The 21,686-nt window shown below is 72.1% G+C and carries 20 protein-coding genes and 1 riboswitch; of the genes, 9 read left to right on the top strand and 11 right to left on the bottom strand.

The window, feature by feature from the left end:
* Positions 1-17: 17 nt before the first annotated feature.
* The 7 genes from ACLHRZ_RS14595 to ACLHRZ_RS14625 form a co-directional block, all read right to left on the bottom strand.
* Positions 18-995, bottom strand: coding sequence for an aminotransferase class I/II-fold pyridoxal phosphate-dependent enzyme (locus ACLHRZ_RS14595; protein WP_490418825.1), 978 nt, complete (start codon positions 993-995; stop codon positions 18-20).
* Positions 996-1,096: 101 nt separating this feature from the next.
* Positions 1,097-1,339, bottom strand: a complete 243-nt coding sequence (locus ACLHRZ_RS14600; protein WP_490418826.1) for an acyl carrier protein — start codon at positions 1,337-1,339, stop codon at positions 1,097-1,099.
* A 14-nt stretch (positions 1,340-1,353) separates the two neighbouring features.
* Positions 1,354-2,367: a beta-ketoacyl-ACP synthase III gene (locus tag ACLHRZ_RS14605; RefSeq protein WP_490418827.1), complete on the bottom strand. Its 1,014-nt coding sequence runs from the start codon at positions 2,365-2,367 to the stop codon at positions 1,354-1,356.
* A complete protein-coding gene (locus ACLHRZ_RS14610; protein WP_490418828.1) occupies positions 2,364-3,368 on the bottom strand; it encodes a phytoene/squalene synthase family protein in 1,005 nt (334 codons plus the stop codon). The genes ACLHRZ_RS14605 and ACLHRZ_RS14610 overlap by 4 nt, the downstream gene beginning before the upstream one ends.
* Positions 3,369-3,430: 62 nt before the next feature.
* Positions 3,431-5,212 (bottom strand): thiamine pyrophosphate-binding protein, encoded by a 1,782-nt coding sequence (locus tag ACLHRZ_RS14615; protein ID WP_490418829.1) that lies wholly within the window; start codon positions 5,210-5,212, stop codon positions 3,431-3,433.
* Positions 5,213-5,235: 23 nt separating this feature from the next.
* Positions 5,236-5,922, bottom strand: a complete 687-nt coding sequence (locus tag ACLHRZ_RS14620; RefSeq protein ID WP_490418830.1) for a hypothetical protein — start codon at positions 5,920-5,922, stop codon at positions 5,236-5,238.
* Positions 5,923-6,001: 79 nt separating this feature from the next.
* Positions 6,002-6,997: a 3-oxoacyl-ACP synthase III family protein gene (locus ACLHRZ_RS14625; protein WP_490418831.1), complete on the bottom strand. Its 996-nt coding sequence runs from the start codon at positions 6,995-6,997 to the stop codon at positions 6,002-6,004.
* A gap of 420 nt (positions 6,998-7,417) precedes the next feature.
* Positions 7,418-7,535, top strand: a riboswitch (SAM riboswitch).
* 198 nt (positions 7,536-7,733) lie between these two features.
* On the opposite strand from ACLHRZ_RS14625, the gene ACLHRZ_RS14630 reads away from it, so the two are divergent.
* The gene (locus tag ACLHRZ_RS14630) at positions 7,734-9,041 is read left to right on the top strand and encodes an aminotransferase class V-fold PLP-dependent enzyme (RefSeq protein ID WP_490418832.1); all 1,308 of its coding nucleotides are present in this window, start codon (positions 7,734-7,736) and stop codon (positions 9,039-9,041) included.
* A 72-nt stretch (positions 9,042-9,113) separates the two neighbouring features.
* On the opposite strand, the gene ACLHRZ_RS14635 is transcribed toward ACLHRZ_RS14630, so the two are convergent.
* Complete coding sequence (locus ACLHRZ_RS14635) at positions 9,114-9,395, bottom strand: Lrp/AsnC family transcriptional regulator (RefSeq protein WP_171082927.1); 282 nt, start codon at positions 9,393-9,395, stop codon at positions 9,114-9,116.
* Complete coding sequence (locus tag ACLHRZ_RS14640) at positions 9,392-10,132, bottom strand: rhomboid family intramembrane serine protease (RefSeq protein ID WP_490418833.1); 741 nt, start codon at positions 10,130-10,132, stop codon at positions 9,392-9,394. Before ACLHRZ_RS14640 ends, ACLHRZ_RS14635 begins: the two co-directional genes overlap by 4 nt.
* 137 nt (positions 10,133-10,269) lie before the next feature.
* On the opposite strand from ACLHRZ_RS14640, the gene ACLHRZ_RS14645 reads away from it, so the two are divergent.
* The 5 genes from ACLHRZ_RS14645 (at position 10,270) to ACLHRZ_RS14665 (ending at position 15,724) form a co-directional block, all read left to right on the top strand.
* Entirely contained in the window at positions 10,270-10,509 is a 240-nt protein-coding gene (locus tag ACLHRZ_RS14645) for a hypothetical protein (protein WP_490418834.1), read from the top strand.
* 24 nt (positions 10,510-10,533) lie between these two features.
* The gene (locus ACLHRZ_RS14650) at positions 10,534-11,907 is read left to right on the top strand and encodes an NYN domain-containing protein (protein WP_490418918.1); all 1,374 of its coding nucleotides are present in this window, start codon (positions 10,534-10,536) and stop codon (positions 11,905-11,907) included.
* Between the two features lie 187 nt (positions 11,908-12,094).
* Positions 12,095-13,153 carry a C40 family peptidase gene (locus tag ACLHRZ_RS14655; protein WP_490418835.1) on the top strand — a complete coding sequence of 353 codons (1,059 nt, stop codon included), beginning with the start codon at positions 12,095-12,097 and terminating at the stop codon, positions 13,151-13,153.
* Positions 13,154-13,375: 222 nt separating this feature from the next.
* Positions 13,376-14,440 carry a C40 family peptidase gene (locus tag ACLHRZ_RS14660; protein ID WP_490418836.1) on the top strand — a complete coding sequence of 355 codons (1,065 nt, stop codon included), beginning with the start codon at positions 13,376-13,378 and terminating at the stop codon, positions 14,438-14,440.
* A gap of 48 nt (positions 14,441-14,488) precedes the next feature.
* On the top strand, positions 14,489-15,724 hold the full coding sequence (locus ACLHRZ_RS14665) for a hypothetical protein (protein WP_490418837.1): 1,236 nt from the start codon (positions 14,489-14,491) through the stop codon (positions 15,722-15,724).
* Positions 15,725-15,739: 15 nt separating this feature from the next.
* Here ACLHRZ_RS14665 and ACLHRZ_RS14670 read toward each other — a convergent pair whose 3' ends face one another.
* The gene (locus tag ACLHRZ_RS14670) at positions 15,740-16,984 is read right to left on the bottom strand and encodes a glycosyltransferase 87 family protein (RefSeq protein WP_490418838.1); all 1,245 of its coding nucleotides are present in this window, start codon (positions 16,982-16,984) and stop codon (positions 15,740-15,742) included.
* A 122-nt stretch (positions 16,985-17,106) separates the two neighbouring features.
* Between ACLHRZ_RS14670 and ACLHRZ_RS14675 the strand changes: the two genes are divergently transcribed.
* Positions 17,107-18,249: a glycosyltransferase family 4 protein gene (locus tag ACLHRZ_RS14675; protein ID WP_490418839.1), complete on the top strand. Its 1,143-nt coding sequence runs from the start codon at positions 17,107-17,109 to the stop codon at positions 18,247-18,249.
* A gap of 54 nt (positions 18,250-18,303) precedes the next feature.
* On the opposite strand, the gene ACLHRZ_RS14680 is transcribed toward ACLHRZ_RS14675, so the two are convergent.
* Positions 18,304-20,100 (bottom strand): AMP-dependent synthetase/ligase, encoded by a 1,797-nt coding sequence (locus tag ACLHRZ_RS14680; RefSeq protein WP_490418840.1) that lies wholly within the window; start codon positions 20,098-20,100, stop codon positions 18,304-18,306.
* 270 nt (positions 20,101-20,370) lie between these two features.
* On the opposite strand from ACLHRZ_RS14680, the gene ACLHRZ_RS14685 reads away from it, so the two are divergent.
* The gene (locus ACLHRZ_RS14685) at positions 20,371-21,132 is read left to right on the top strand and encodes a metallophosphoesterase family protein (protein WP_490418841.1); all 762 of its coding nucleotides are present in this window, start codon (positions 20,371-20,373) and stop codon (positions 21,130-21,132) included.
* A 71-nt stretch (positions 21,133-21,203) separates the two neighbouring features.
* Complete coding sequence (locus ACLHRZ_RS14690) at positions 21,204-21,653, top strand: SRPBCC family protein (RefSeq protein WP_490418842.1); 450 nt, start codon at positions 21,204-21,206, stop codon at positions 21,651-21,653.
* Positions 21,654-21,686 lie beyond the last annotated feature (33 nt).

Here is a 21,686-nt window from a genome sequence, read left to right on the forward strand (position 1 = left end):
CGGCCGGACGGGGGCCGTCAGTGCGTGAGGGCCCCGAGCACGGCGTCGTTCGCGGCCCGGTCCCCGACGGTGATCCGTACGCCCTCGCCGGGGTAGCAGCGCGCGGCCACGCCCGCGGCCTCCAGCCGGGTGCGCACCGCGTCGACGCGCTCCGGCTCGTCGAGCCAGAAGAAGTTGGTGTGGCTCGGCAGCGCCCGCCAGCCCGTGGAGCGCACCCCGGTCAGCACCCGCTCCCGCTCCGAGACCAGGAACTCCACCCGCTCCCGCAGTTCGTCCTCCGCCTTCAGGGAGGCCTCCACGGCGGCCACGGACAGCGAGCTCATGGCGAACGGGAGCTGGAAGGCGTTGATGCGCTCGGCGAGTTCGGGGCTCGCCACCCCGTAGCCGACGCGCATGCCCGCCAGCCCGTAGGCCTTGGAGAAGGTGCGCAGCACCAGCAGGTTGGAGAACTCCCGGGTCCACTCCAGGGACGCGGGCCGCTCGTCGGGGCGGACGAACTCGATGTATGCCTCGTCCAGGACGACGACCGTGTCGGACGGGACCGACAGGAGGAGCTCCCTGAGCTCCTCGGGGTCGACCAGCCGGCCCGTGGGGTTGTGCGGGTTGCAGACGATGACGGCGCCGGTGTCGGCGGCGGCCGCCTTGGCGATGGCCGCGATGTCCTGGTGGCCGCCGGGCAGCAGCGGCACCTGGACGGGCCGGGCGCCCGTCATCCTGGCGAGCAGCGGGTAGGCGTCGAAGTTCCGCCAGCCGTAGACCAGTTGACGGCCGGGCCGCACGGCGGCCTGCAGCGCCTGGAGGGCCACTCCCACGGATCCGGATCCGACGGCGACCCACTCCTCGGGCAGGCCGAGCCATGTGGCTATCGCCGATTTCAGGTGTTCGGGGAAGAACTCGGGGTACCGGTTCACGCTGCCGACCTGCGCGTCGATCGCCTCGGCCACGGAGGCCAGCGGGGGCAGGGGGTGCTCGTTGAGCGTCAAGAGGTGCTGCATGTGTCCTCCCGGACGTGGACGTGCGCGACCCGCGCGAAGAGGAGCCGCCGGCAAGCGCGGTGCGTTGCCGGCGGCGGAGGGGCTGGGTGAACGTTTCCGCGTCAGGCGGAGGCGCCCTTGGACGTCAGGAGTTCCCGCGCGTCGTCCAGCGTCGACGTGCCGCTCAGCTCGTTGCCGTCGAGCATCGGCAGGTCGAAGTGGCGCTCCACGGTGACGATGAACTCGACCACGCCCATGGAGTCCACGCCCGCCTCCTGGAAGGTGGCGCCGCCCGCGAGTGCGGCGGCGGCCTGCGGGAAGCGCTCCTGGAGCAGGGCCTCGAGCCGGTTGTTCAGAGTCTCCATCGTTTTCCGATTCCTCACTGTTCCAGCAGTCCGATGTTGATGTCCGGCCAGGTCAGGGCCGCGGAACCCCAGGTGAGGCCGCCGCCGAAGCCCGTCAGCACGACCCGTTCGCCGGTCTTCAGCCGGCCGTCGGCCGCCGCGTCGGCGAGGGCCAGCGGGATGGACGCGGCCACGGTGTTGCCGACCCGGTCGATGTTCTTGACCACGCGCTCGACGGGGATGCCCAGTTCGCGCGCGCAGGTGTCGAGGATGCGGACGTTCGCCTGGTGCGGGACGACGGCGCCGACGTCCTCGGCCGTCCAGCCCACCCGCTCCAGCGTGCTGCGCACCGAGCCGGTCATGTGCCGGACGGCGCGGGTGAACACCTGCGGCCCGTCCATCCGGAAGTACGTGTCCGCCTCCGGCACCGCCGCCTCCCGGCTGCGCTGCTCCGACCCGCCCGCGCGGACGGTGATCAGGTCAGCGCCGCGGCCGTCGCTGCCCAGGTCGAAGCCGAGCAGCGCGCCCGGCTCCGCCGCGTCCCCGGCCCGCAGCACCACGGCACCGGCCCCGTCGCCGAAGATGACGCGGGTGGTGCGGTCCGCGGGGTCGAGGATCGTCGAGAAGGTGTCGGCCCCGACGACCAGCGCGCTGCCGGCCACCGACGTGGCGATCAGGCCCGCCGCCGTGGCCAGCGCGTACACGAAGCCCGTGCACACGGCGGCCACGTCGAAGGCGCCGGCTCCGGCCATGCCCAGCTCGGCGGCGACCACGGGGGCCGTCCCCGGGCAGGGGCGGTCGGGGGTGCTGGTGGCCAGCACCACCACGTCCACCCCCGCGACGCCCGCGGACGCCAGCGCCCGCCGGCCCGCCTCGACGGCGAGCCGGCTGGTGGGGACGCCGGGACCGGCGAGGTGCCGTCGGGCGATGCCGGTCCGGGTCCTGATCCACTCGTCGGAGGTGTCGAGCTCCGCCGCGAGCATGTCGTTGGTGACGACGTGCGGCGGAACCCAGGCCCCGAGGCCGCTGACGACGGCGGCTCGCGTCATGCCGACCACGGGCGGCGGATCCGGTAACCGGACTGCTCCGCCGCGCGGTTGATGCGTGCCGCGCGCGCGGCCGCCGCGGCCGTGCGCGGGGCGATCTTCGCCGAGTTGAAGCCGAGGCCCTTCTTCGGCCTGCCGAAGAACGCGTAGTCGTCCTTGACCAGTTCGACCGCCATCTGCCGGTGCGTCTCGATGTCGAGTTCGACGAACGTCCGCGAGGTCGGGTGCAGCGTCCGCCCCCAGGCGCGCCCGGCGTCCAGGTGCCCGACGGCCCGGTCGATCTCGAACTTCATCAGCTCGCGGACGGCCTCGCTCACGTGCCCGCTGCCCACCTCACGGGCCAGCGACGTGCGGTCCAGGCCGAACTTGGCCAGGTCCTCCAGCGGCAGGTAGAGCCGGCCGAGCTCCAGGTCCTCCTCCACGTCCCAGGCGAAGTCCAGGAGCTGGAAGGCCGTGATGGTGTGCCGGCACAGCTCCTCGGCGTCCTCGCTCTGCGGCTCGAAGAGCCCGTTGATCCAGACGGCCGGGAGCAGGGTGACGCCCTGGATGAAGGGGTCCATCTCCTCGTACGTCGCGTACGCGTACGTGGTGAGGGCCTCGCGCTGCGCCTGGACGAACTGCGGGACGTCCCGGTGGGGCAGGTCCCAGGTGCGCATCATGTGCACCAGGGCCCGGGAGAGGGCGGCGTCGGCCACGTGGTCGCCGGACGGCGGGCCGTCGGTCTCGATCTCCCGGCCGTCACAGGCCGCCAGGTAGGCGCGCTCGAACTCGTCGAGGCGCTGCTTGCGCACCTCCAGGCTGCGGTTGACGTCGTCGACCAGGTCGTCGACGTAGCAGACGAAGGAGAAGAAGGTGTCGAAGTAGGGCCGCTTGGCAGCGGGGAACATGTAGCGGCCGAGGAAGCGTCCGCGGCCGATGTCACGGAACAGCCGGGAGCTCTTGAGGTAGTCGGCGCGCAGCCCGGAGTCCGTTATCCCCGCGAGATCGAGCTCATGCACAGTCATAGTGGCTCTTCCTGTGTGCTGAATGCTGAGTGCTGGATGGTGTGGTGGGGGGGTGTCGGGCCCTAGGCCGGGGTCATCGTCCCGGCGCTGCGGAGCGAGGCGGGGATCCGCCACGACGTCTTGGCCGGCATCGTGGGCTCGTCCGCCGGGAGGAAGTTGGCGAACGGCGGCACTTCCTCGGTCGTCAGGCGGAGTTCGAGGACGCCGGTCGGGCACGTGCTCCGCCGGAACTCCTCCAGCTGCCCGGTCAGTTCGGGCGCCGTTCCCGCGCTGCCGGTCCACAGCCGGCCGGGGGAGCCCAGCCCCCGGGCCACGGCCGGCACGTCGACCGGGGTGTAGTCCACGGCCGTGATGCGGGAGTCGAAGAAGGTCTGCTGACGCGAGGCGCACATGCCGTGCATGCCGTTGTTGAAGACGACGTACAGGATGGGCAGGCCGAGTTCGACGGCGGTGTGGATCTCCAGACCGCTCATCAGGAACGCGCCGTCGCCGCAGAAGACCATCGTGCGCGTCCCGCGGCCGGTGCCGAGCTGGGCGCCGATCGCGGCCGCGATGCTGTAGCCCATGCCGCCGCTGCCGAGCGCGATGGTGGAGGACGAGCCGCGCGGCACGGAGGCGTAGTGCATGGACGCGACGGCGCAGTTGCCGGCGTCGTAGAGCAGGTGTCCGTCCTGGGGCAGGTGCTCCTCCAGGATGGCGACGGCCTCGCTCTGCAGCAGCACGTCGGGGTCGGCCTCCCGGCCCGGGATGGGCTCGGCCAGCCGCGGGACGAAGCGGGTGATCTCGTAGCCGACGGCCGGCGGCGCGCTGAACGGGTCGGCGTCCAGCAGCCCGAGCAACTGCCCGAAGACCGCGCCCGCGTCGCCCTCGACGACGGTGTCCGCGAGCGAGGACCGCCGGATCTCGCCGGGGTCGATGTTGACCGCCACGGCCTTGGCCGGGTCCCAGCCGCGCAGCGCGCTGCGGGTCATCGCGGCCAGGCCGGTGCCCGCGAGGACCACGCAGTCGGCGGTGTCCGTGAGGTAGGCGGCGGCGGAGGGGTTGCCCCCGGCGCCGACCACGCCGAAGTGCAGCGGGTCGTCGTTGGGGAACTCGCCGCGGGCGCCCATGGTCGTCATCACCGGGATCCCGGCCTGCTGCGCGAAGCGCACCACGGCGCCGGGGTCGGTGGACCGGCGCACTCCGTGGCCGATCAGCAGCACGGGGGCGGTGGCCTCCCGCAGTCGGCGGAAGAGCGCGGCCACGTCATCCGTGTCCACCGGCTGCTGCCGGACGAAGCCCGCGAGGTCCTGCGGCCAGTCGGCGGGCACGGGGCCCACCTCCAGCTCGTAGGAGTCCCGCGGGACGAGCAGGGCCACCGGGCCCATCCGCCCGCTGAGGGCGGTCTCGATCGCGTCCCTCAACTGCGCCCAGAACAGGGCGGGATCGGTCAGCCGCAGGGTCTTCTTGGTGACCGCGGACAGCAGCGGGAGGGCGTCGACGGTCCGGCCGATGCCGGAGGAGTCCTGGAACGAGCCGCGGCCGTCCAGGGCGGCCGGCGGCTGGCCCACCAGGGCCAGCACGGGCACGGACTCGGCGTGCGACTCGGCGAGGCCGGCGACGAGATTCATCATGCCGCCGCCGGAGGTCGAGCAGCAGACGCCCAGGGTCCGGTGGACCCGGGCGCGCGCGTCGGCCATGAAGGCGGCGCCGTCCTCGCGCTTGGTGAGGACCGCGGACAGCCGCCCGCGGCCCAGCCGTTCGACGGCGTCGTGGAAGTGCTCGACGTTCGCCCCGCTGACGCCGAAGACGTAGCGGGTGTCGAGGTCGCGCAGTGTCGTGACTAATGCGTCGGCTATCCGCATGGTGTACCCCCGTTGACGGTCGACTAGCCCTGGGCCGTGGTGCCGAAGCGGTGCTCCAGGATCTTCTTCATGTTGTTGATCTCGAGGGTGTGGCCGGCGTGGAACAGCGGCCAGATGTCACCGACCCAGACCCGGTCGGTGCGGGCGCGGCCCTCGGCGATGTAGTCCGGCACGTCCGTGGTGTTGCGGTCGTAGTACGGGTGCTTGCAGTTGGTCCACAGCACCACGGTGCCCGGCTTGTTGAAGACCTTGGCCGAGTCGATGATGGTCAGGTAGTAGCGCATCCACAGCTCGCGGCCCTGGTCCCAGGCGCACGGGTAGACGACCGTGCCCATGTCGGGGCCCTTCTGGGCGTCGGTGCGGATGTAGATCTCGGTGTTCGGCTGGATCATCTCGTCGGCGCGGTAGAGACCGCCGCCGAGGTGCTTCATGTTCCGGATGCTGTACGTCCATTCCGCCAGCGCGCGGGAGTTGGCGGCGTATTCGAAGACGATGTCGTACGGAACGTCGATGTGCGTGGAGAGCGGGCAGTACTGACCGTAGATCTCGTCGTGCGTGTACGACTCCTTGGTCATGCCCTGCATGAGCTTCATCATGTCCTCGCCGCTGGTGGTCTCGCTCCAGGTGAGACCGAGACCGGCCAGGTCGGAACTGTCGAGCCGGTAGTTCTGGATGAGACCGGACTCGTCGGGGACGCGCTCGTACGACATGATTGCTCCTGAATAAGGGGTGCAAAAAGAGACGTGCAGAAAAGGGAAAGGAATTCTGGAGGCGGGACCCGGACGGGAATCAGTCGGTCCAGCGCCAGACCATGGACGACACCTGCTCGCCGCCGTGCGTGAAAGTGGCGAAGGCGATCACGTCGCCGGTGGAGATCTTCTTCTTTTCCAGTGCGTCGGCGAAGGTGACGGGCAGGGAGCTCTGGAACATGTTGCCGTAGACGGAGAGCGTGTCGTGGGCCCGCGAGGGGTCGATGCCGATGCGCTTGCGCCATTCGGCGATGTAGCTCTCGTTGGGCTGGTGGGTGATCAGGCAGGAGACGTCGGCCGCCGTCAGCCCGGCCTTGTCCAGCGCGGCCCCGGCCGCCTCCGGCAGGCACTCCATCGTCACGGCCCACAGCCGGGCCAGCATCTTCGGGCTGAACTTCACCGTGAGCGGGCCGGTGCCGCGCTCCCAGTGCGGCAGCTCCTGCTCGCCGACGGCCTCCGGCTCGACGCGCAGGGCACCCCAGTTCTGGCCGAACGCCTGCTCATGGAGGGACAGGATGGTCGGCGATCCGGAGGCGACCAGGGTCGCGGACGCGCCGTCGCCGAGCACCCAGGACTCCGGCGACTTCTGGAACTCCGTCAGCCGCGAGATGAAGTTGGTGACGGTGACGATGGCGATCCGGCGGTAGTGGCCCGAGTCGATGAAGGCGCGCGCGGTGTTGAGCGCGGAGATCCAGGAGCAGCAGCCGTTCTCGATGTGCAGGACGGCGGCCGACGTCGCGCCGACCGCGTGCTGGACGGCGGTGCCGATGCCGGGGGAGAAGGCGTCGTTGAACTGGGCCGCGCAGATGATCAGGTCCAGGTCCTCGGCGCGCACGCCGTTGCGGTCCAGCAGCTTTCTGAGGGCGGCGGTGCCGAGTTCGGCCGAGGTGTAATCCGGCGAGGCGAATCGCCGCTCGTTCACGCCTGCAAAGAACTTGTGCTCGCTCAGGTCGTGACCGTCGTGGGTGAGCTCACCGTTGCGGACCACTCGTTCCGGCATGAAGTTGACGACGTCAACGACGCGTGTGGAGCTCACTGGCAATTCCCCGTCTTTATCTCGGTGGAGACAGAAAGGGGGGCGCGGCAGGCCTGGGCAAAGGCATGCGAATGAAGCTGGACGAACACGACCGCCCCCCAGGTCACTTGCTTGTTCGTTCGGCGTTCCAGATGCGAGCGACTCTATGATCGCGTCGATAACGGTTGCATCTCGCCCGGATAACGTATTGATTTCGACTGTACCGGAATTCATGATTCCGCGATCCGGGATGATGTGTTCGCGATTGGATGGAACGCCGACTGTGCGGGCGAACGATCGATTAATCACGATCGTGCGCGGCCCTTTATGTCTGGAGTTCGCTCCGTTCAACTGTCCGGAACTCGCTCTGTTCAACAAAACGGTGTCCACGACCCGGACGCCGGTGTCCGCGGCGCGGTGCCTGTGCCATACTCCTGGCCAGGTCACGAGTGACAGCGACACAGGCCCCGGCCCGCTGTCCGGCAACCCTCCGTCCGTGGCGGGGTGCCCCGGGTGATGACCGGGCCGCAGACCACCGGGTCTGCGGCAAGCGCGGATCCCTCGCCAGGGATCCTGGTCGTCGAGGGAGTTCCTTCCGTGATTCAGCGAATGCGCTAGGGCCTACGGCCCGTTCCCGTGGTCCTGTGCGTGCCTCCGGCCGCGCGGGCCGTCCTTCGCACACCGTGCTGCGCCCTGCGCCGCGGGTGCGTCGTCCACGTCGTCACGCCATCCGCCTGCCCTGCCGGGAGAGTTCGCCATGTCCGCATGCCCTGCCGCCCCTGCCGCCCCTGCACTTGCCGCCGAGCCGTCCGCCGACGGCCCCCTGCCCGTCCTCGGGTGTGACGTGCGCGTGCCGCTCGTCAACGGGGGCGAAGTGCCGTACGCCGCCCTCGACTACGCCGCCAGCGCGCCCGCGCTGCAGCGCGTGTGGGACGACGTCGCCGCCTACGCGCCTTACTACGGCAGCGTGCACCGCGGCGCCGGACACCTCTCGCAGCTGTCGACCGACCTGTTCGAGACCAGCCGGGCCGACGTGGCCCGCTTCCTCGGCTGCCGCCCCGGCGACCAGGTCGTCTTCACCCGCTCCACCACCGACTCGCTCAACCTCCTCGCGTCCGTACTGCCCGCGGACTGCCGGGTGTTCGTCTTCGAGACCGAGCACCACGCCGCGCTGCTGCCGTGGCGCGGCGCGCAGGTCACCTGCCTCGACGCGCCGCGCACGCCGGAGCGCGCCGTCGAGATCCTGGAGCGGGCGCTGGCCGACCGCGCGCCCTACGGGCCGGCCCTGGTCTGTGTGACGGGCGCGTCCAACGTGACCGGTGAGCTGTGGCCCGTGCGCGAACTCGCCGCCGCCGCCCATGCGCACGGCGCACGGATCGTGCTGGACGCCGCCCAACTGGCCCCGCACCACCCCGTGGACATCGCCGCACTGGACGTGGACTGGGTCGCCTTCTCCGGGCACAAGCTCTACGCCCCCTTCGGCGCGGGCGTCCTGGCCGGCCGCGCCGACTGGCTCCGGGACGCCGATCCCTACCTGGCCGGCGGCGGGGCGAGCCGCTCCGTCGCCCGGCGGCCCGACGGCACGCTGGACGTCGAGTGGCACACCACCGCCGCGCGCCACGAGGCCGGTTCGCCCAATGTGATCGGTGCCTACGCCCTCGCCTCCGCCTGCAGGGCGCTCGCCGAGGCGGGCTTCGAGACGCTCGTCGCCCGGGAGCAGCGGCTCCTCGCCGCGGTGCGCGCGGGACTGGCCGAGGTGCCGGAGGTGCGGGTGCTCTCGCTGTTCGGGGCGGACGCGCCGAGGGTGGGCGTGCTGTCCTTCGTCGTCGAGGGGTGGGACAGCTCGGACTTCGCCGTCGCCCTCTCGGGGGAGTACGGGATCGGGGTGCGGGACGGGCTCTTCTGCGCGCACCCGTTGGTACGGATACTCCTGGGCGGGTCGCCTGCGGCGGGCGAGTGCGGGGGCGGCGCCTCCGCGGTTCGGGTCAGCTTTGGTGTCGGGACGCCCGACGAGCACATTGAGCGGTTTCTGCGGGCCGTGCGGGAACTCGTGGCGAGGCCGTGAGGGTGCGGGTCGTTGTGGCTTGTCGCGCAGTCCCCCGCGCCCCTTACGGGGCGGGGTCTACGGAGCGGGCTCCTACGAGTCCAAGCCGATCGCGAACGCCGCCTCCAGGTCGTGCTGGGAGTAGGTGCGGAAGGCGATGTGGGTCTCGGTGGACGCCACCCCCGGGACCTTGCTGATCCGGCCCGGGATGGTGTCCGCCAGGTCGTCGTGGCGGGCCACTCGCACCAGGGCGATCAGGTCCTGTGCGCCGGTCACGGAGTAGACCTCGCTGACCCCGTCCAGGGCGGCGATCGTCTCGGCGATCTCCGGGATCCGGTCCACGTCGGTCTTGATGAGCACGATCGCAGTGATCACGGTTCGGTATCTCCTTCAGTGGACCTGGCTGCGCTCTTCACTCTAACCCCACGTCTCCTGCGTACCCAGGCGTAGCCGAACCCGGCCGAGAAGCCCACCACGTGTGCGAGATAGGCGACGCCAGGGCGGCCGTCGGAGTGCTGTCCCGCTGCCAGCCACTGCAGCGCGAACCAGAAGGGCAGCACGACCCAGGCGGGGAAGCGCAGCGGAAGGAAGAACAGGAACGGGAAGAGACTGGTGACGCGGGCCCGGGGGAAGAGACAGAGGAACGCGCCGAGCACACCCGAGATGGCGCCGGACGCCCCGACGAGCGTCTGGGTGGAGCCGGCGTGCACGGCGGCGTAGCCGAGCAGGGCCAGGATGCCGGTGGCGAGGTAGAAGAGCGCGAAGGGGGTGCGGCCCATCCGCTGTTCCGTCATGGCGCCGAAGACGTGGAGGAAGAGCATGTTCCCCAGCAGATGCAGCCAGTTGCCGTGGACGAACAGCGCGGTGAGCAGGGTCGCGGGCGCGCCCGGGGAGCCGTGCCACAGCTGTGCGGGGACGACGCCCCAGCGCGCGAAGTAGGCCGTCTGCGCGGAGAGGAGGTCCGGCCCGGTGCCGTAGGCGGTGTTGAGCCCCGAGGCGGGGCCGAGGAGGAAGACCGCGCAGCAGACGGCCAGGACCGCATGGGTGACCACGGGGGTCCCGGCCCGGCCCGCCCACTGGGCGGCCGACCGCTGCACAGCCCTTACGATCATGACCAGATCATGGCGTACCGGCCGCAACCGGCACAGAGTGCCTCGCCGGGCGGCGGCCGGGGCCGGTGCCCCGCCTGTCGTGACCAGCGGGCCGCGTAGGGTTACGGGGACACCACACGACGAGGACGGACGACATCATGGGCGTTCCCCTGCCGACGGCCACCACCCGGTGGCGGTGCACGCTGTGCGGCAATCTCACGCGGTTCGATGTGACCCGCACGGTCAGGGCCGTTGAATACGTGCACCTCGACCTGGCGGGCGAGCCGAAGGTGGAGGAGCGTGAGGTGGTCAGTGAGACGATCGAGGCCGTGCGTTGCCGCTGGTGCAACGCGGTCGACCAGATCGAGCTGGTGGACCGGCCGGGCGCAGATGTCTGAGGAAGAACGGGAGCGGTAACGGTGGTGGAGCACACGGACGACGGTGCGGAGGCGGCCGGTGATGCCGGCGGCGCCGCCGACGGCGTCACCGAGGTGCTCGACCGTCCGCTCCCCGAGGGGATCCGGCGGAAGGTCGTCGCGCTCGTCGCGGAGGCGTTCGGCGGCCTGACGGTGGCCGAACTTCCGCCCCAGTTGCGGCAGTACGCCCGGTTCACCCCGAGTCGTCGGGCCAAGTTCGCGGGCAACGCCATGGCCGCCGCCGTGGAGGGCGACCCCGCCTTCCGGCAGCGCATCTCGGCCCGGCTGCGTGAGACGGGCTCCGAGCTCGCCGAGGCGCTGGACGCCGGTGCGCCGCCCGCGGCCGCCGACCCGGAGGACGTCGCGGCGATGGCCTTCGTGCTGCGCCCGCCCGGCTGGGTCAAGCTGGTCACCGCCGCCGGCGAGGAGGCGCAGCGCGCGAGCGCCGAGCGCGCGGGCGAGGAGGCCCAGCGCGAGCTGCACCGGCTGCGCGAGGAACTGGCCGCGGCCCGCGCCGAGTCGCGCGCCGAGGCCGAGCGGATCCGCGCCGAGCTGGACGCCTCGCGCAAGGAGGCCGAATCCCTTCAGCGCAAGCTGCGCAGCGCCGTCAGCGACGTGCGCCGCGGCGAGGCCGCCCTGCGCAAGGCGCAGGCCGAGCTGGAGTCCGTCCGGGACGGGGCCGCGGCGGAGCGGGCCGCGGCCGCGGGCGAGACCCGGCGCATCAAGGCGCGGCTCGCGGAGGCCGAGGCGGCGCTGGAGTCGAGCCGCCGGGCGGTGCGCGAGGGCCGCAGCGTGGAGGACATGCGGCTGCGGCTGCTGCTGGACACGGTGCTGGACGCGGCCCAGGGGCTGCGCCGCGAACTGGCCCTGCCGCCCGCCTCCGTACACCCCGCGGACACGGTGGACGCCGTGCAGCCGGGCACGATGACGCCCCGGGACATCGCCGCGCGCGCCCTGTCGGAGACCGACCCGGCGCTGCTGGACCAGCTGCTGGCGCTGCCTCAGGTGCACGTGGTGGTCGACGGCTACAACGTCACCAAGACCGGCTACCCCACGATGCCGCTGGACAAGCAGCGGCTGCGGCTGCTGGGCGGCCTCGCCATGCTCGCCGCGCAGACCGGTGCCGAGGTGACCTGTGTCTTCGACGGCGCGGAACTGGCCGCGCCGGTGCTGCTGGCGCCGCCGCGCGGGGTGCGGGTGCTGTTCAGCAAGCCGGGGGTGACGGCGGACGAGCTCATCCGCCAGATCGTGCGGGCCGAGCCGCCCGGGCGGCCGGTCGTGGTGGTCTCCACGGACCGCGAGGTGGCCGACGGGGTCGCCAAGGCGGGCGCGCGGCCGGTCTCATCGGCCTTGCTCCTCAAGCGACTTGCCCGTACCTGAGCGTCAAGCACCCGTCACACCCTGTGCCCCATGGGGTAAAGGATGCCCCACTGACGAGATTTTTCCGCAGGAGAATTTGAAAGGATCATATTCCGCTCACTAGGGTCGGGCCTCGAACCTTCGCGCGGTGATCATCCATTCGGGATGGCGGTGAAGGTGACCGAGTAGCCGAGAAGGAGCTCGCCCCGTGGGTTCCCACCGTCGTCCCAAGTCGCCGAGCCGGGCCCGGATCACCGTGCTGACCGCCACGGCCGCCGCGGCCGTCGCGCTCACCTCCCAGGCCGCGCACGCCGATCCGCAGATGTCCAAGGCGGACGCCAAGGCCAAGGTCGACAAGCTCTACGAGGAGGCCGAGCAGGCCACCGAGAAGTACAACGGGGCGAAGGAGCAGCACGACAAGCTCCAGAAGGAGGTCAACGACCTCCAGGACAAGGTCGCGCGCGGCCAGGACGAGCTCAACAAGCTCCGCGACAGCCTGGGTCTGATGGCCACCGCCCAGTACCGCACCGGCTCCGTCGACCCCACCCTCCAGCTGCTGCTCTCCTCCGACCCGGACACCTTCCTGGAGAAGGCCTCCACGCTCGACCAGCTGACGGCCAAGCAGGCCGACACCCTCCGGGTGATCGCCGCCAAGCAGCGCACGCTCAAGCAGCAGCGCGAGGAGGCCGCGTCCAAGCTCGCGGACCTGGAGTCCACGCGCAAGGCGCTGTCGGACAAGAAGGACGAGGTCCAGGGCAAGCTGGCCGACGCGCAGAAGGTGCTCGACGGCTTCAGCGAGAAGGACCGCGCCGAGATCACGGGCGCCGACAAGAACGGCGACAGCGGCAGCGGCAAGAGCGGTGGCAAGAGCGGCGGCGGCTCGTCGTCGGGCAGCGTGAACATACCCGCGGGCTCCGGCCGGGGCGGTGCCGCGCTGGCGGCGGCGCAGAGCCAGCTGGGCAAGCCGTACTCCTACGGCGCCACGGGCATGTCCTCCTGGGACTGCTCCGGACTCACCCAGTGGGCCTACGGCCAGGCGGGCGTCTCCCTCCCGCGCACCTCGCAGGAGCAGGCCGGCGCGGGCACCCAGATCTACGACCAGAGCCAGCTGCAGGTCGGCGACCTGGTCATCTTCTACGGCGACCAGCACCACGTGGGCCTCTACGCGGGCAACGGCCAGGTGCTGCACGCGCCCCGCACCGGTGCGAACGTGCGCTACGAGGCCATGGGCAACATGCCCTTCCAGTTCGGCGTCCGCGTCGGCTGAAACGCCTCACCACGCCCTCCGTTCGGGCGAATTCACGCGCCCCGCGACTGACTCCGCGCCCCGCCGGTGACCTGCGTCTCCGGCGGGGCGCCGGTTTTCCCGCCCGCCAGGGTCTTTGAACCCCGGGTGATCGCGCCGCTACCCTCTGGCGCGCGGTGCCCGGCAGTCGTCCGCCCTTCCGGCGGCAGGGTCCGCCCTCAGAGGAAGGGAGTGCGGCCGCCCGTGGCGTTCCATCGCCGTGCTGCGCATTCCGGTCTCCAGCGGACCGTCCGCGTCACCGTCCTGTCCGCCGCCATGGCCACCGCCGCAGCCGCTCTCTCGACGGCCCCGGCGAGTGCCCGGCCCGGGGACCCGGCCGCCGACGGCCGGACCCCGGGGGCGGTGAAGGAACAGCTCGACCGGCTCTACGAGCAGGCCGAGCGGGCCACCGAGAAGTTCAACGCCGCCGGGGAGCGCGCCGCGGCCCTGCGGCAGCGGGCCGAGCAGGCCTCCGACCGGGTGGCCCGCGGCCAGGAGAAGGTCAACAGGATGCGCAGCACCCTCGGCATGATCGCCGCAGCCCAGTACCGCCACGGCGCCGTGGACCCGGCCCTCGAACTCCTGCTGTCCTCCGACCCCGACGGCTACCTCGACCGCGCCGCCACCCTCGAACGCCTCACCGGCCGTCAGGCCGAGCAGCTGGACACCCTGATCAAGGCCCAGCGCGTGCTGCGCCAGGAGCGCGCGGACGCCGCCCGCACCCTGGCCGAGCTGGAGGACAGCCGCAGGGCCGTCGAGCAGCACAAGCGCGAGGTCGAGGGCAGGCTCTCCGCGGCCCGGCGGCTGCTCAACGCGCTGCCGCAGCACGACCGTGAGGCCTACACCCGCTCCTCGCGCGGCCGGGAACGCCCGTCGGGCCCGCTCGGCGGGCTGCTCGGCCCGTCCGCCGGCGGCGTGGTCTCCGGGCGGGGCGCCGCCGCGGCCATGGCGGTCCGCGAGGCGATCGGCTCCCCCTACGCCTGGGGGGCGACCGGGCCGGGCTCCTTCGACTGCTCGGGGCTGATGCAGTGGGCGTACGGGCGGGCCGGGGTGGGCCTGCCGCGCACCTCCCAGGCCCAGCGCAACGCCGGCCGCCACGTGTCGCTCGCCGACGCCCGGCCGGGGGACCTGGTGATCTACCGGGACGACGCCAGCCACGTGGGGATGTACGTGGGAAACGGGCAGGTCGTGCACGCCCCCTACCCCGGTGCCCGGGTGCGCTACGACCGGGCCGACATGATGCCGATTTCCTCCGTCACCCGGCCATGAGCGCGCCCTGACCCCTGCCCGGGCCCGCCCGGCTCGTACGATGCGGGCGTGACGGGCAGGCGGAGGAGCGGACGGCGGGCGGTGTGCGCCCTGGCCGCGGGCCTGCTCACCCTGCAGGGCCTGACGGGCTGCGGCTCGCCCGACACGGCGGAGCGGACGGACGGCGACACCCGGTCCGTGCAGCAGGTGCTGGACCGGTGGTCGGCCGCGGTGCGGAAGCACGACGAGAAGGCCTACCTGGCCGCCGTGGACCCGCAGGCGCGGGACTACCGGGCCGAGCGGCAGCGGGTGTTCGACCGGCTCGCCGCCGTGCCGCTGGCCTCCTGGGAGTACCGCCTCGTCCGCACCGGCGGCTTCACCCCCGCCCCCGGACCGGGCCGCCGGATCGCGGCCGAGGCCGAACTGCGCTACCGGCTCGACGGGTACGACTCCGCGCCCGTCGTCGTGCCCGTACGGCTGACGCTCGCCGGGCGGGACGGGCGCTGGTACGTGGCCGCCGGGGACTCGGCGGGGCAGCAGCTGTGGGAACAGGGCGACGTCACCGCGGTGCGGGGCGAGCACAGCCTGGTGCTCGGGGCCGGGCAGGACCGCGCCCGCCTCCAGGCCCTCGCGGACCTGGCCGACCGGGCCGTGCCGGCCGTGGACACGGCCTGGCGGGGCGCCTGGGCGAAGCGCGTCGTGATCGAGATGCCGGCATCGCTGGACCGGATGGCGGCGCTGCTCGGGGCGCCGCCCGCCAACTACCGCGGCATCGCCGCGGTCACCACCGGCGAGGTGGGCGGCACGGCCGCCGCCCCCGCCGACCGGATCGTGGTCAACCCCGAGGCGTACGGGGTGCTGGGGGAGTTCGGGCGGCGGATCGTGCTCACGCACGAGACGGCGCACGTCGCCACGCGGGCGGCGACGTCCCCCTCGACCCCGCTGTGGCTCTCGGAGGGCTTCGCGGACTGGGCCGCGTACCGGGGCACGGGCCGCACGGCCCGCCAGGCGGCACCCGAACTCGCCGACGCGGTGGCCGCGGGACGGGCCCCGCAGCAGCTGCCGGCGGACGGGGACTTCGGCTTCACCGGGGAGGCGGGGCGCCTGGCGCGGGCCTACGAGGGGGGCTGGCTGGCGTGCCGGATGATCGCGGAGAAGTGGAGCGAGGCCAAACTCGTCGACGTCTACCGGGCGTTCGGGAAGAAGCGGCCGGCGAAGGAGGTGCTGAGGAAGGTGCTGGGGGTGAGCCCGGAGGAGTTCACGGCACGGTGGCGGGCGTACGTGGCGGGGCAGTTCGGGCGGTGACGGGACGAGCGCCGGTCACCCCGGCACCAGCGCCGACTCCCGCTCCGTGGGCGGATCCGATTCCCCCGTGACCGCCCGCCGCGCGGGCACCGTCTCGCGCCACAGGCGCGAGCACGCGATCCATGTCGCCACCACCAGCAGCCCGTTGCGCAGCGACAGCGTGGCGACCCCCAGCTTGTCGCTCGCCACCACGTGCGAGAACCAGATCGGGAACTCCAGCTGCGTCAGCGGTGCGGCCAGCATCACCAGTATCACCGGCAGTCCCTGCCGCGGCGTCCCCATCACCACGCACACCGCCGCCAGGCCGACCAGCCACACCATGTACTGCGGGCTGATCACCCGGCTCGTCGTGGTGAACAGCAGCACCGACGCGAAGGCCGCGTCGTACAGCGTCGTCCTCGTGAAGCGGCGGGCCCGCAGGCGCCACAGCAGCAGCCAGGCGAAGGCCAGCACGCTCAGGCCCAGCGCCAGGGCGCTCACCGCGTGGACGTGGCGGCCGAGGAACTCCACCGAGCCGTAGTTGAGGCGCGCCTTGCCGTGCCAGCCGAGGTGCCGGCCGAGGTGGAAGACGAGCGACCCGAGGGATTCGACCTCCGTGCCCCGGTCGCGCTGGAACGTCAGGAAGGCCAGCGCCCCCGGCATCGCCGCCGCGAAGAACATCGTCAGCAGCATCGCCGTGACCACGGCGGCGCTCCACGTGGAGCGGGTGCGCGGGCCGCGCGGCGTCCCGGTGAGCAGCAGCATCGGCCAGACCTTCAGCAGGGCGCCGAAGCCGACCAGCGCCCCCGACAGCCGGGTGCGGCGCCCGGCCGTCAGCAGGGCCGCGACGGCGACGGCGGTGACCATCACGTCGTAGCGCGCGTAGACGATCGGGCCCAGCAGCGGCACCCCGGCGACCCAGACCCACACCCCCATCGGGTTGCGCCCCTTGCGGCGCACCGCGCGCAGCAGCATCGCGTAGATCGCCGCGTCGGCGAGGAAGGCGAGGACGAAGAAGGCGTGGGGGTAGGTGAGGAACGGCAGCAGGCCCGGTGCGAGGACGGCCAGGGCGGCGGCGGGCGGGTACTGCCAGGTGACGTCGTCGTACGGGAAGATGCCGGTGTGCAGGACGCCGTACCAGCCCTGGTAGATCACGTCGATGTCGACGGAGACGTCGGAGCCGGGCAGCACCCACACCCGGAACACGCACAACAGCAGAACGGCCCTGGTGACGGCCCACACCACGCTCGGGAGCCGCAGACCACTGCCCGCCACCATCATCCACCAGTCCTCTCGGGGTCCGTCCCTGCAACGCATGATGCCGGTCGAGCTCGCCCGTGCGCGATGACGTGGCGGGTGGCGTCTTGGTTGCCGCCCGATCGCACCCGGTACTGTCGGGCGCGATGCACAAGACCCTCATCGTCACCAATGACTTCCCGCCGCGGCCCGGTGGCATCCAGGCGTTCCTGCACAACATGGCGCTCCGCCTGGACCCCTCGGGCATCGTGGTCTACGCCTCCACGTGGAAGCACGGGCGCGAAGGGGCCGAGGCCACGGCCCGGTTCGACGCCGAGCAGCCCTTCGCGGTGGTCCGGGACCGGACGACCATGCTGCTGCCCACGCCCAGGGTCACCCGGCGCGCGGCCACGCTGCTGAAGGCCCACGGCTGCACGTCCGTCTGGTTCGGGGCCGCGGCCCCGCTGGGGCTGATGGCCCCGGCGCTGCGCCGGGCCGGTGCCCGCACCCTGGTCGCCACCACGCACGGGCACGAGGCCGGCTGGGCCCAACTGCCCGCGGCCCGGCAGCTGCTGCGCAGTATCGGCGAGGGCACCGACACGATCACCTATCTGGGGGAGTACACCCGGAAGCGGATCGCCTCCGCCCTGACGGAGGAGGCGGCGGCGCGCATGGTGCAACTGCCGCCCGGCGTGGACGAGAAGACCTTCCACCCGGCCTCCGGCGGCGACGAGGTCCGGGCCCGGCTCGGCCTCGCGGACCGGCCCGTCGTCGTGTGCGTCTCCCGGCTCGTCCCGCGCAAGGGGCAGGACACCCTGATCCTGGCCATGCCGCGGATCCTGGCGGCCGTCCCGGACGCGGTGCTGCTGATCGTGGGCGGCGGGCCGTACGGCAAGGAGCTGCGGAAGCTGGCCGAGGAGACGGGCGTTGCGCACGCGGTGCGGTTCACCGGGCCCGTCCCGTGGGAGGAACTGCCCGCTCACTACGGGGCCGGTGACGTCTTCGCGATGCCGTGCCGCACGCGCCGCGGCGGGCTGGACGTGGAGGGGCTCGGCATCGTCTACCTGGAGGCGTCCGCGACGGGCCTGCCGGTGGTGGCGGGCGACTCGGGCGGTGCGCCGGACGCCGTGCTCGACGGTGAGACGGGCTATGTCGTGCGGGGCGGTTCCGCGGAGGAGTCGGCGGACCGCATCGTGACACTGCTGCAGGACCCCGCGCTGCGGCGGCGGATGGGCGAGCGCGGCCGCGAGTGGGTCGAGGAGCGCTGGCGCTGGGACCTGCTGGCGGAACGTCTGAAGGCACTGCTGTAACGGGTAAGGGGCTCGCGCCATGGCGCGAGCCCCTTACCCGTCGAGCGATGTCTTTCAGCCGGTGTAGATGGCCTCGATCTCGTCGGCGAAGTCCTTCGCCACGACGTTGCGCTTGAGCTTCAGCGACGGCGTCACATGGCCGGACGCCTCCGTGAACTGGCCCGGCAGGATGCGGAACTTGCGCACCGACTCCGCCTTGGAGACGGCCGCGTTGCCGTCGTCCACCGCCTTCTGCACGTCCGCCAGCAGCTCGGGGTCCGCGGCCAGTTCGGCCGGCGTCGTCCCGGCCGGCCTGCCGTGCGAGGACAGCCAGCGCGGCAGGAAGTCCTCGTCCAGGGTGATCAGCGCGCCGACGAACGGCCGCCCGTCGCCGACGACCATGCACTCCGCGATCAGCGCGTGGGCCCGGATGCGGTCCTCGATCACCGCCGGGGCGACGTTCTTGCCGCCCGCGGTGACGATGATCTCCTTCTTCCGGCCGGTGATCGTGAGGAACCCGTCCTCGTCGAGCGTGCCCAGGTCGCCGGTGTGGAACCAGCCGTCGGCGAGGGCGTCCGCGGTGGCCGTCTCGTTGTTCCAGTAGCCGGTGAAGAGGTGCTCGCCGTGCAGCAGCACCTCGCCGTCGTCCGCGATGCGCACCACGGAGCCGGGCAGCGGCTGGCCGACGGTGCCGATGCGCGGCTTGTCCCACGGGTTGAAGGCGGTCGCCGCGCAGGACTCGGTCAGGCCGTAGCCCTCCAGGACCGTGAAGCCGATGCCGCGGTAGAAGTGGCCGAGGCGCTCGCCCAGCGGGGCGCCGCCGGAGATCGCGTGGGTGGCCCGGCCGCCCAGCACCGCGCGCAGCTTGGCGTAGACGAGCCGGTCGAAGACCTTGTGCTTGATCCGCAGGCCGAAGGACGGGCCCTGCGGGGTGTCCTGGGCGCGGCTGTAGGCGATCGCGGTCTCCGCCGCCTTGTCGAAGATCTTGCCCTTGCCGTCCGCCTGGGCCTTGGCGCGGGCCCCGTTGTAGACCTTCTCGAAGACCCGGGGGACGCCCAGCATCAGCGTCGGCCGGAAGCCCGCCAGGTCGTCGGTGAGGTTCTTGATGTCGCTGACCATGCCCAGCTTGATGGGGGCCAGGACCGCGGCGATCTCGACGAGGCGGCCGAAGACGTGGGCCGCGGGCAGGAAGAGGAGGACGGAGGCGTCGTCCGCGGTGAACAGCGGCTTGAGCCGCTCCACCGCGTTGCCGCACTCGGCGAAGAAGCTGCGGTGGGTGAGCACACAGCCCTTGGGGCGGCCGGTGGTGCCCGAGGTGTAGACGATGGTCGCGGCGGAGTCCGCGGTGGCCAGCGCCGAGCGCTCGTCCACCTCCTCGTCGGTCAGCCCCTGCCCGGCGGCGCGCAGCCGCTCGACGCCGTCGTGCTCGAGCTGCCAGACGTGGGCGAGGTCCGGCAGCCGGTCCCGCACGGACTCGACGGACGCCTCGTGCGCCGGGGTCTCCACGATGCAGGCGACCGCACCGGAGTCGCCGAGGATCCACTGGATCTGCTCCGGCGAGCTGGTCTCGTAGACCGGCACCGTGACGGCGCCCGCGCTCCAGATGGCGAAGTCCAGCAGCGCCCACTCGTAGCGGGTGCGCGAGAGCAGGCCGACCCGGTCGCCCGGCTGCACGCCCGAGGCCATCAGGCCCTTGGCCGCCGCGCGGACCTCCGCCAGGAAGGCGGTGGCCGTCACGTCCTCCCAGCGCCCGTCGGCCTTGCGCCCTATGACGGCGGCGTCCGGGTGCTGCGCGGCGTTCCGGCGGATGAGATCCGTCAGGTTGCCGTCCGCGGGGACCTCGTACAGGGCCGGAAGGCTGAACTCGCGCAAGACTGCTGCTCCTCGTCGGGCGCCGGCGCCGCCGCGTCGTCGAGGGGCGCGTCGTCGGCTGCGGTCCATGATCAGGCAGATGGGGGGTAGTGGACTGCCCGGACGTTACCCACCAGTACAGCTTTCGAATAGGGGGTCGTGCTCAGATGTTCTCTGCGTCACATGCCGCGGGACTGCGGGCAAAACCCTAGCTCCTCCCTTGGGTGACCGGGAAGTAACCGCAGGTCGGGGCCCTTCCGGGACGGGCCCTGCGGACTTAGGGTGATCGTCATGCGAGTCCACGTGGTCAGCGATGTGCACGGCAACGCCGAGGGCCTGGCCCGGGCCGGCGACGGTGCCGACGCCCTGGTCTGCCTGGGCGACCTCGTCCTCTTCCTCGATTACGCCGATCACTCGCGCGGCATCTTCCCCGACCTCTTCGGGGTCGAGAACGCCGACCGGATCGTCGAGCTGCGCACCCAGCGCCGCTTCGCGGAGGCCCGGGAGCTGGGCCGGCGGCTGTGGGACGGGCTGGACCGCGAGGCCGCGATCGAGTCCGCGGTGCGCAAGCAGTACGCCGAGCTCTTCGCCGCCTTCCCCGCGCCGACCTACGCGACCTTCGGCAACGTCGACATCCCCCGCCTGTGGCCCGAGTACGCCGGCCCGGGCACCCGGATCCTCGACGGCGAGCGGGTCGAGATCGGCGGCCTGGTCTTCGGCTTCGTCGGCGGCGGCCTGCAGTCGCCCATGCGCACCCCCTACGAGATCGACGACGAGACCTACGCGGCCAAGCTCGCCGCCCTCGGCGACGTCGACGTGCTCTGCTCGCACATCCCGCCCGACGTGCCCGAGCTCTGCTACGACACCGTGGCCCGCCGCTTCGAGCGCGGCAGCGCGGCCCTGCTGGAGACAATCCGCGCCGTGCGCCCCCGGTATGCCCTTTTCGGCCATGTTCACCAGCCGCTGGCGCGCCGGATGCGCATCGGCGCAACCGAGTGCGTCAACGTCGGACACTTCGCCTCGACCGGAACACCCTGGGTGCTGGAATGGTGACGCGGCGCGGGATGTAGCCTTCAGCGGCAGACAATTCGAGGCGGCGGACCGGTACCGGAGGAGCCAGGCAGATGGCGGAGAACACCAAGTCGAGCATCACGATCGAAGCGGCCCCGGAGCGGGTCATGGCGGTGATCTCCGACTTCGACCGCTACCCGGAGTGGACCGGCGAGGTCAAGCTGGCCGAGGTGCTGGAGAAGGACGAGCAGGGCCGCGCCTCGCAGCTGCGCCTGGTCCTGGACGCGGGCGCGATCAAGGACGACCACGTGCTGGCCTACAGCTGGCCCGCGGCGAACGTGGTCAAGTGGTCGCTGGTGAAGTCCCAGATGCTGCGCCAGCTCGACGGCTCGTACAGCCTGAAGCCGGTCGCCGGCGGCACGGCCACCGAGGTGACCTACGAGCTCACCGTCGACGTCAAGATCCCGATGCTCGGGATGATCAAGCGCAAGGCCGAGAAGGTCATCATCGACCGCGCGCTGGACGGTCTGAAGAAGCGCGTCGAGAGCAACGCGGCCGCCTGACGCGGCCCCCTGAACCAGGCCCCCGGAGGCACT

The organism is Streptomyces sp. AM25 (assembly GCF_058146165.1).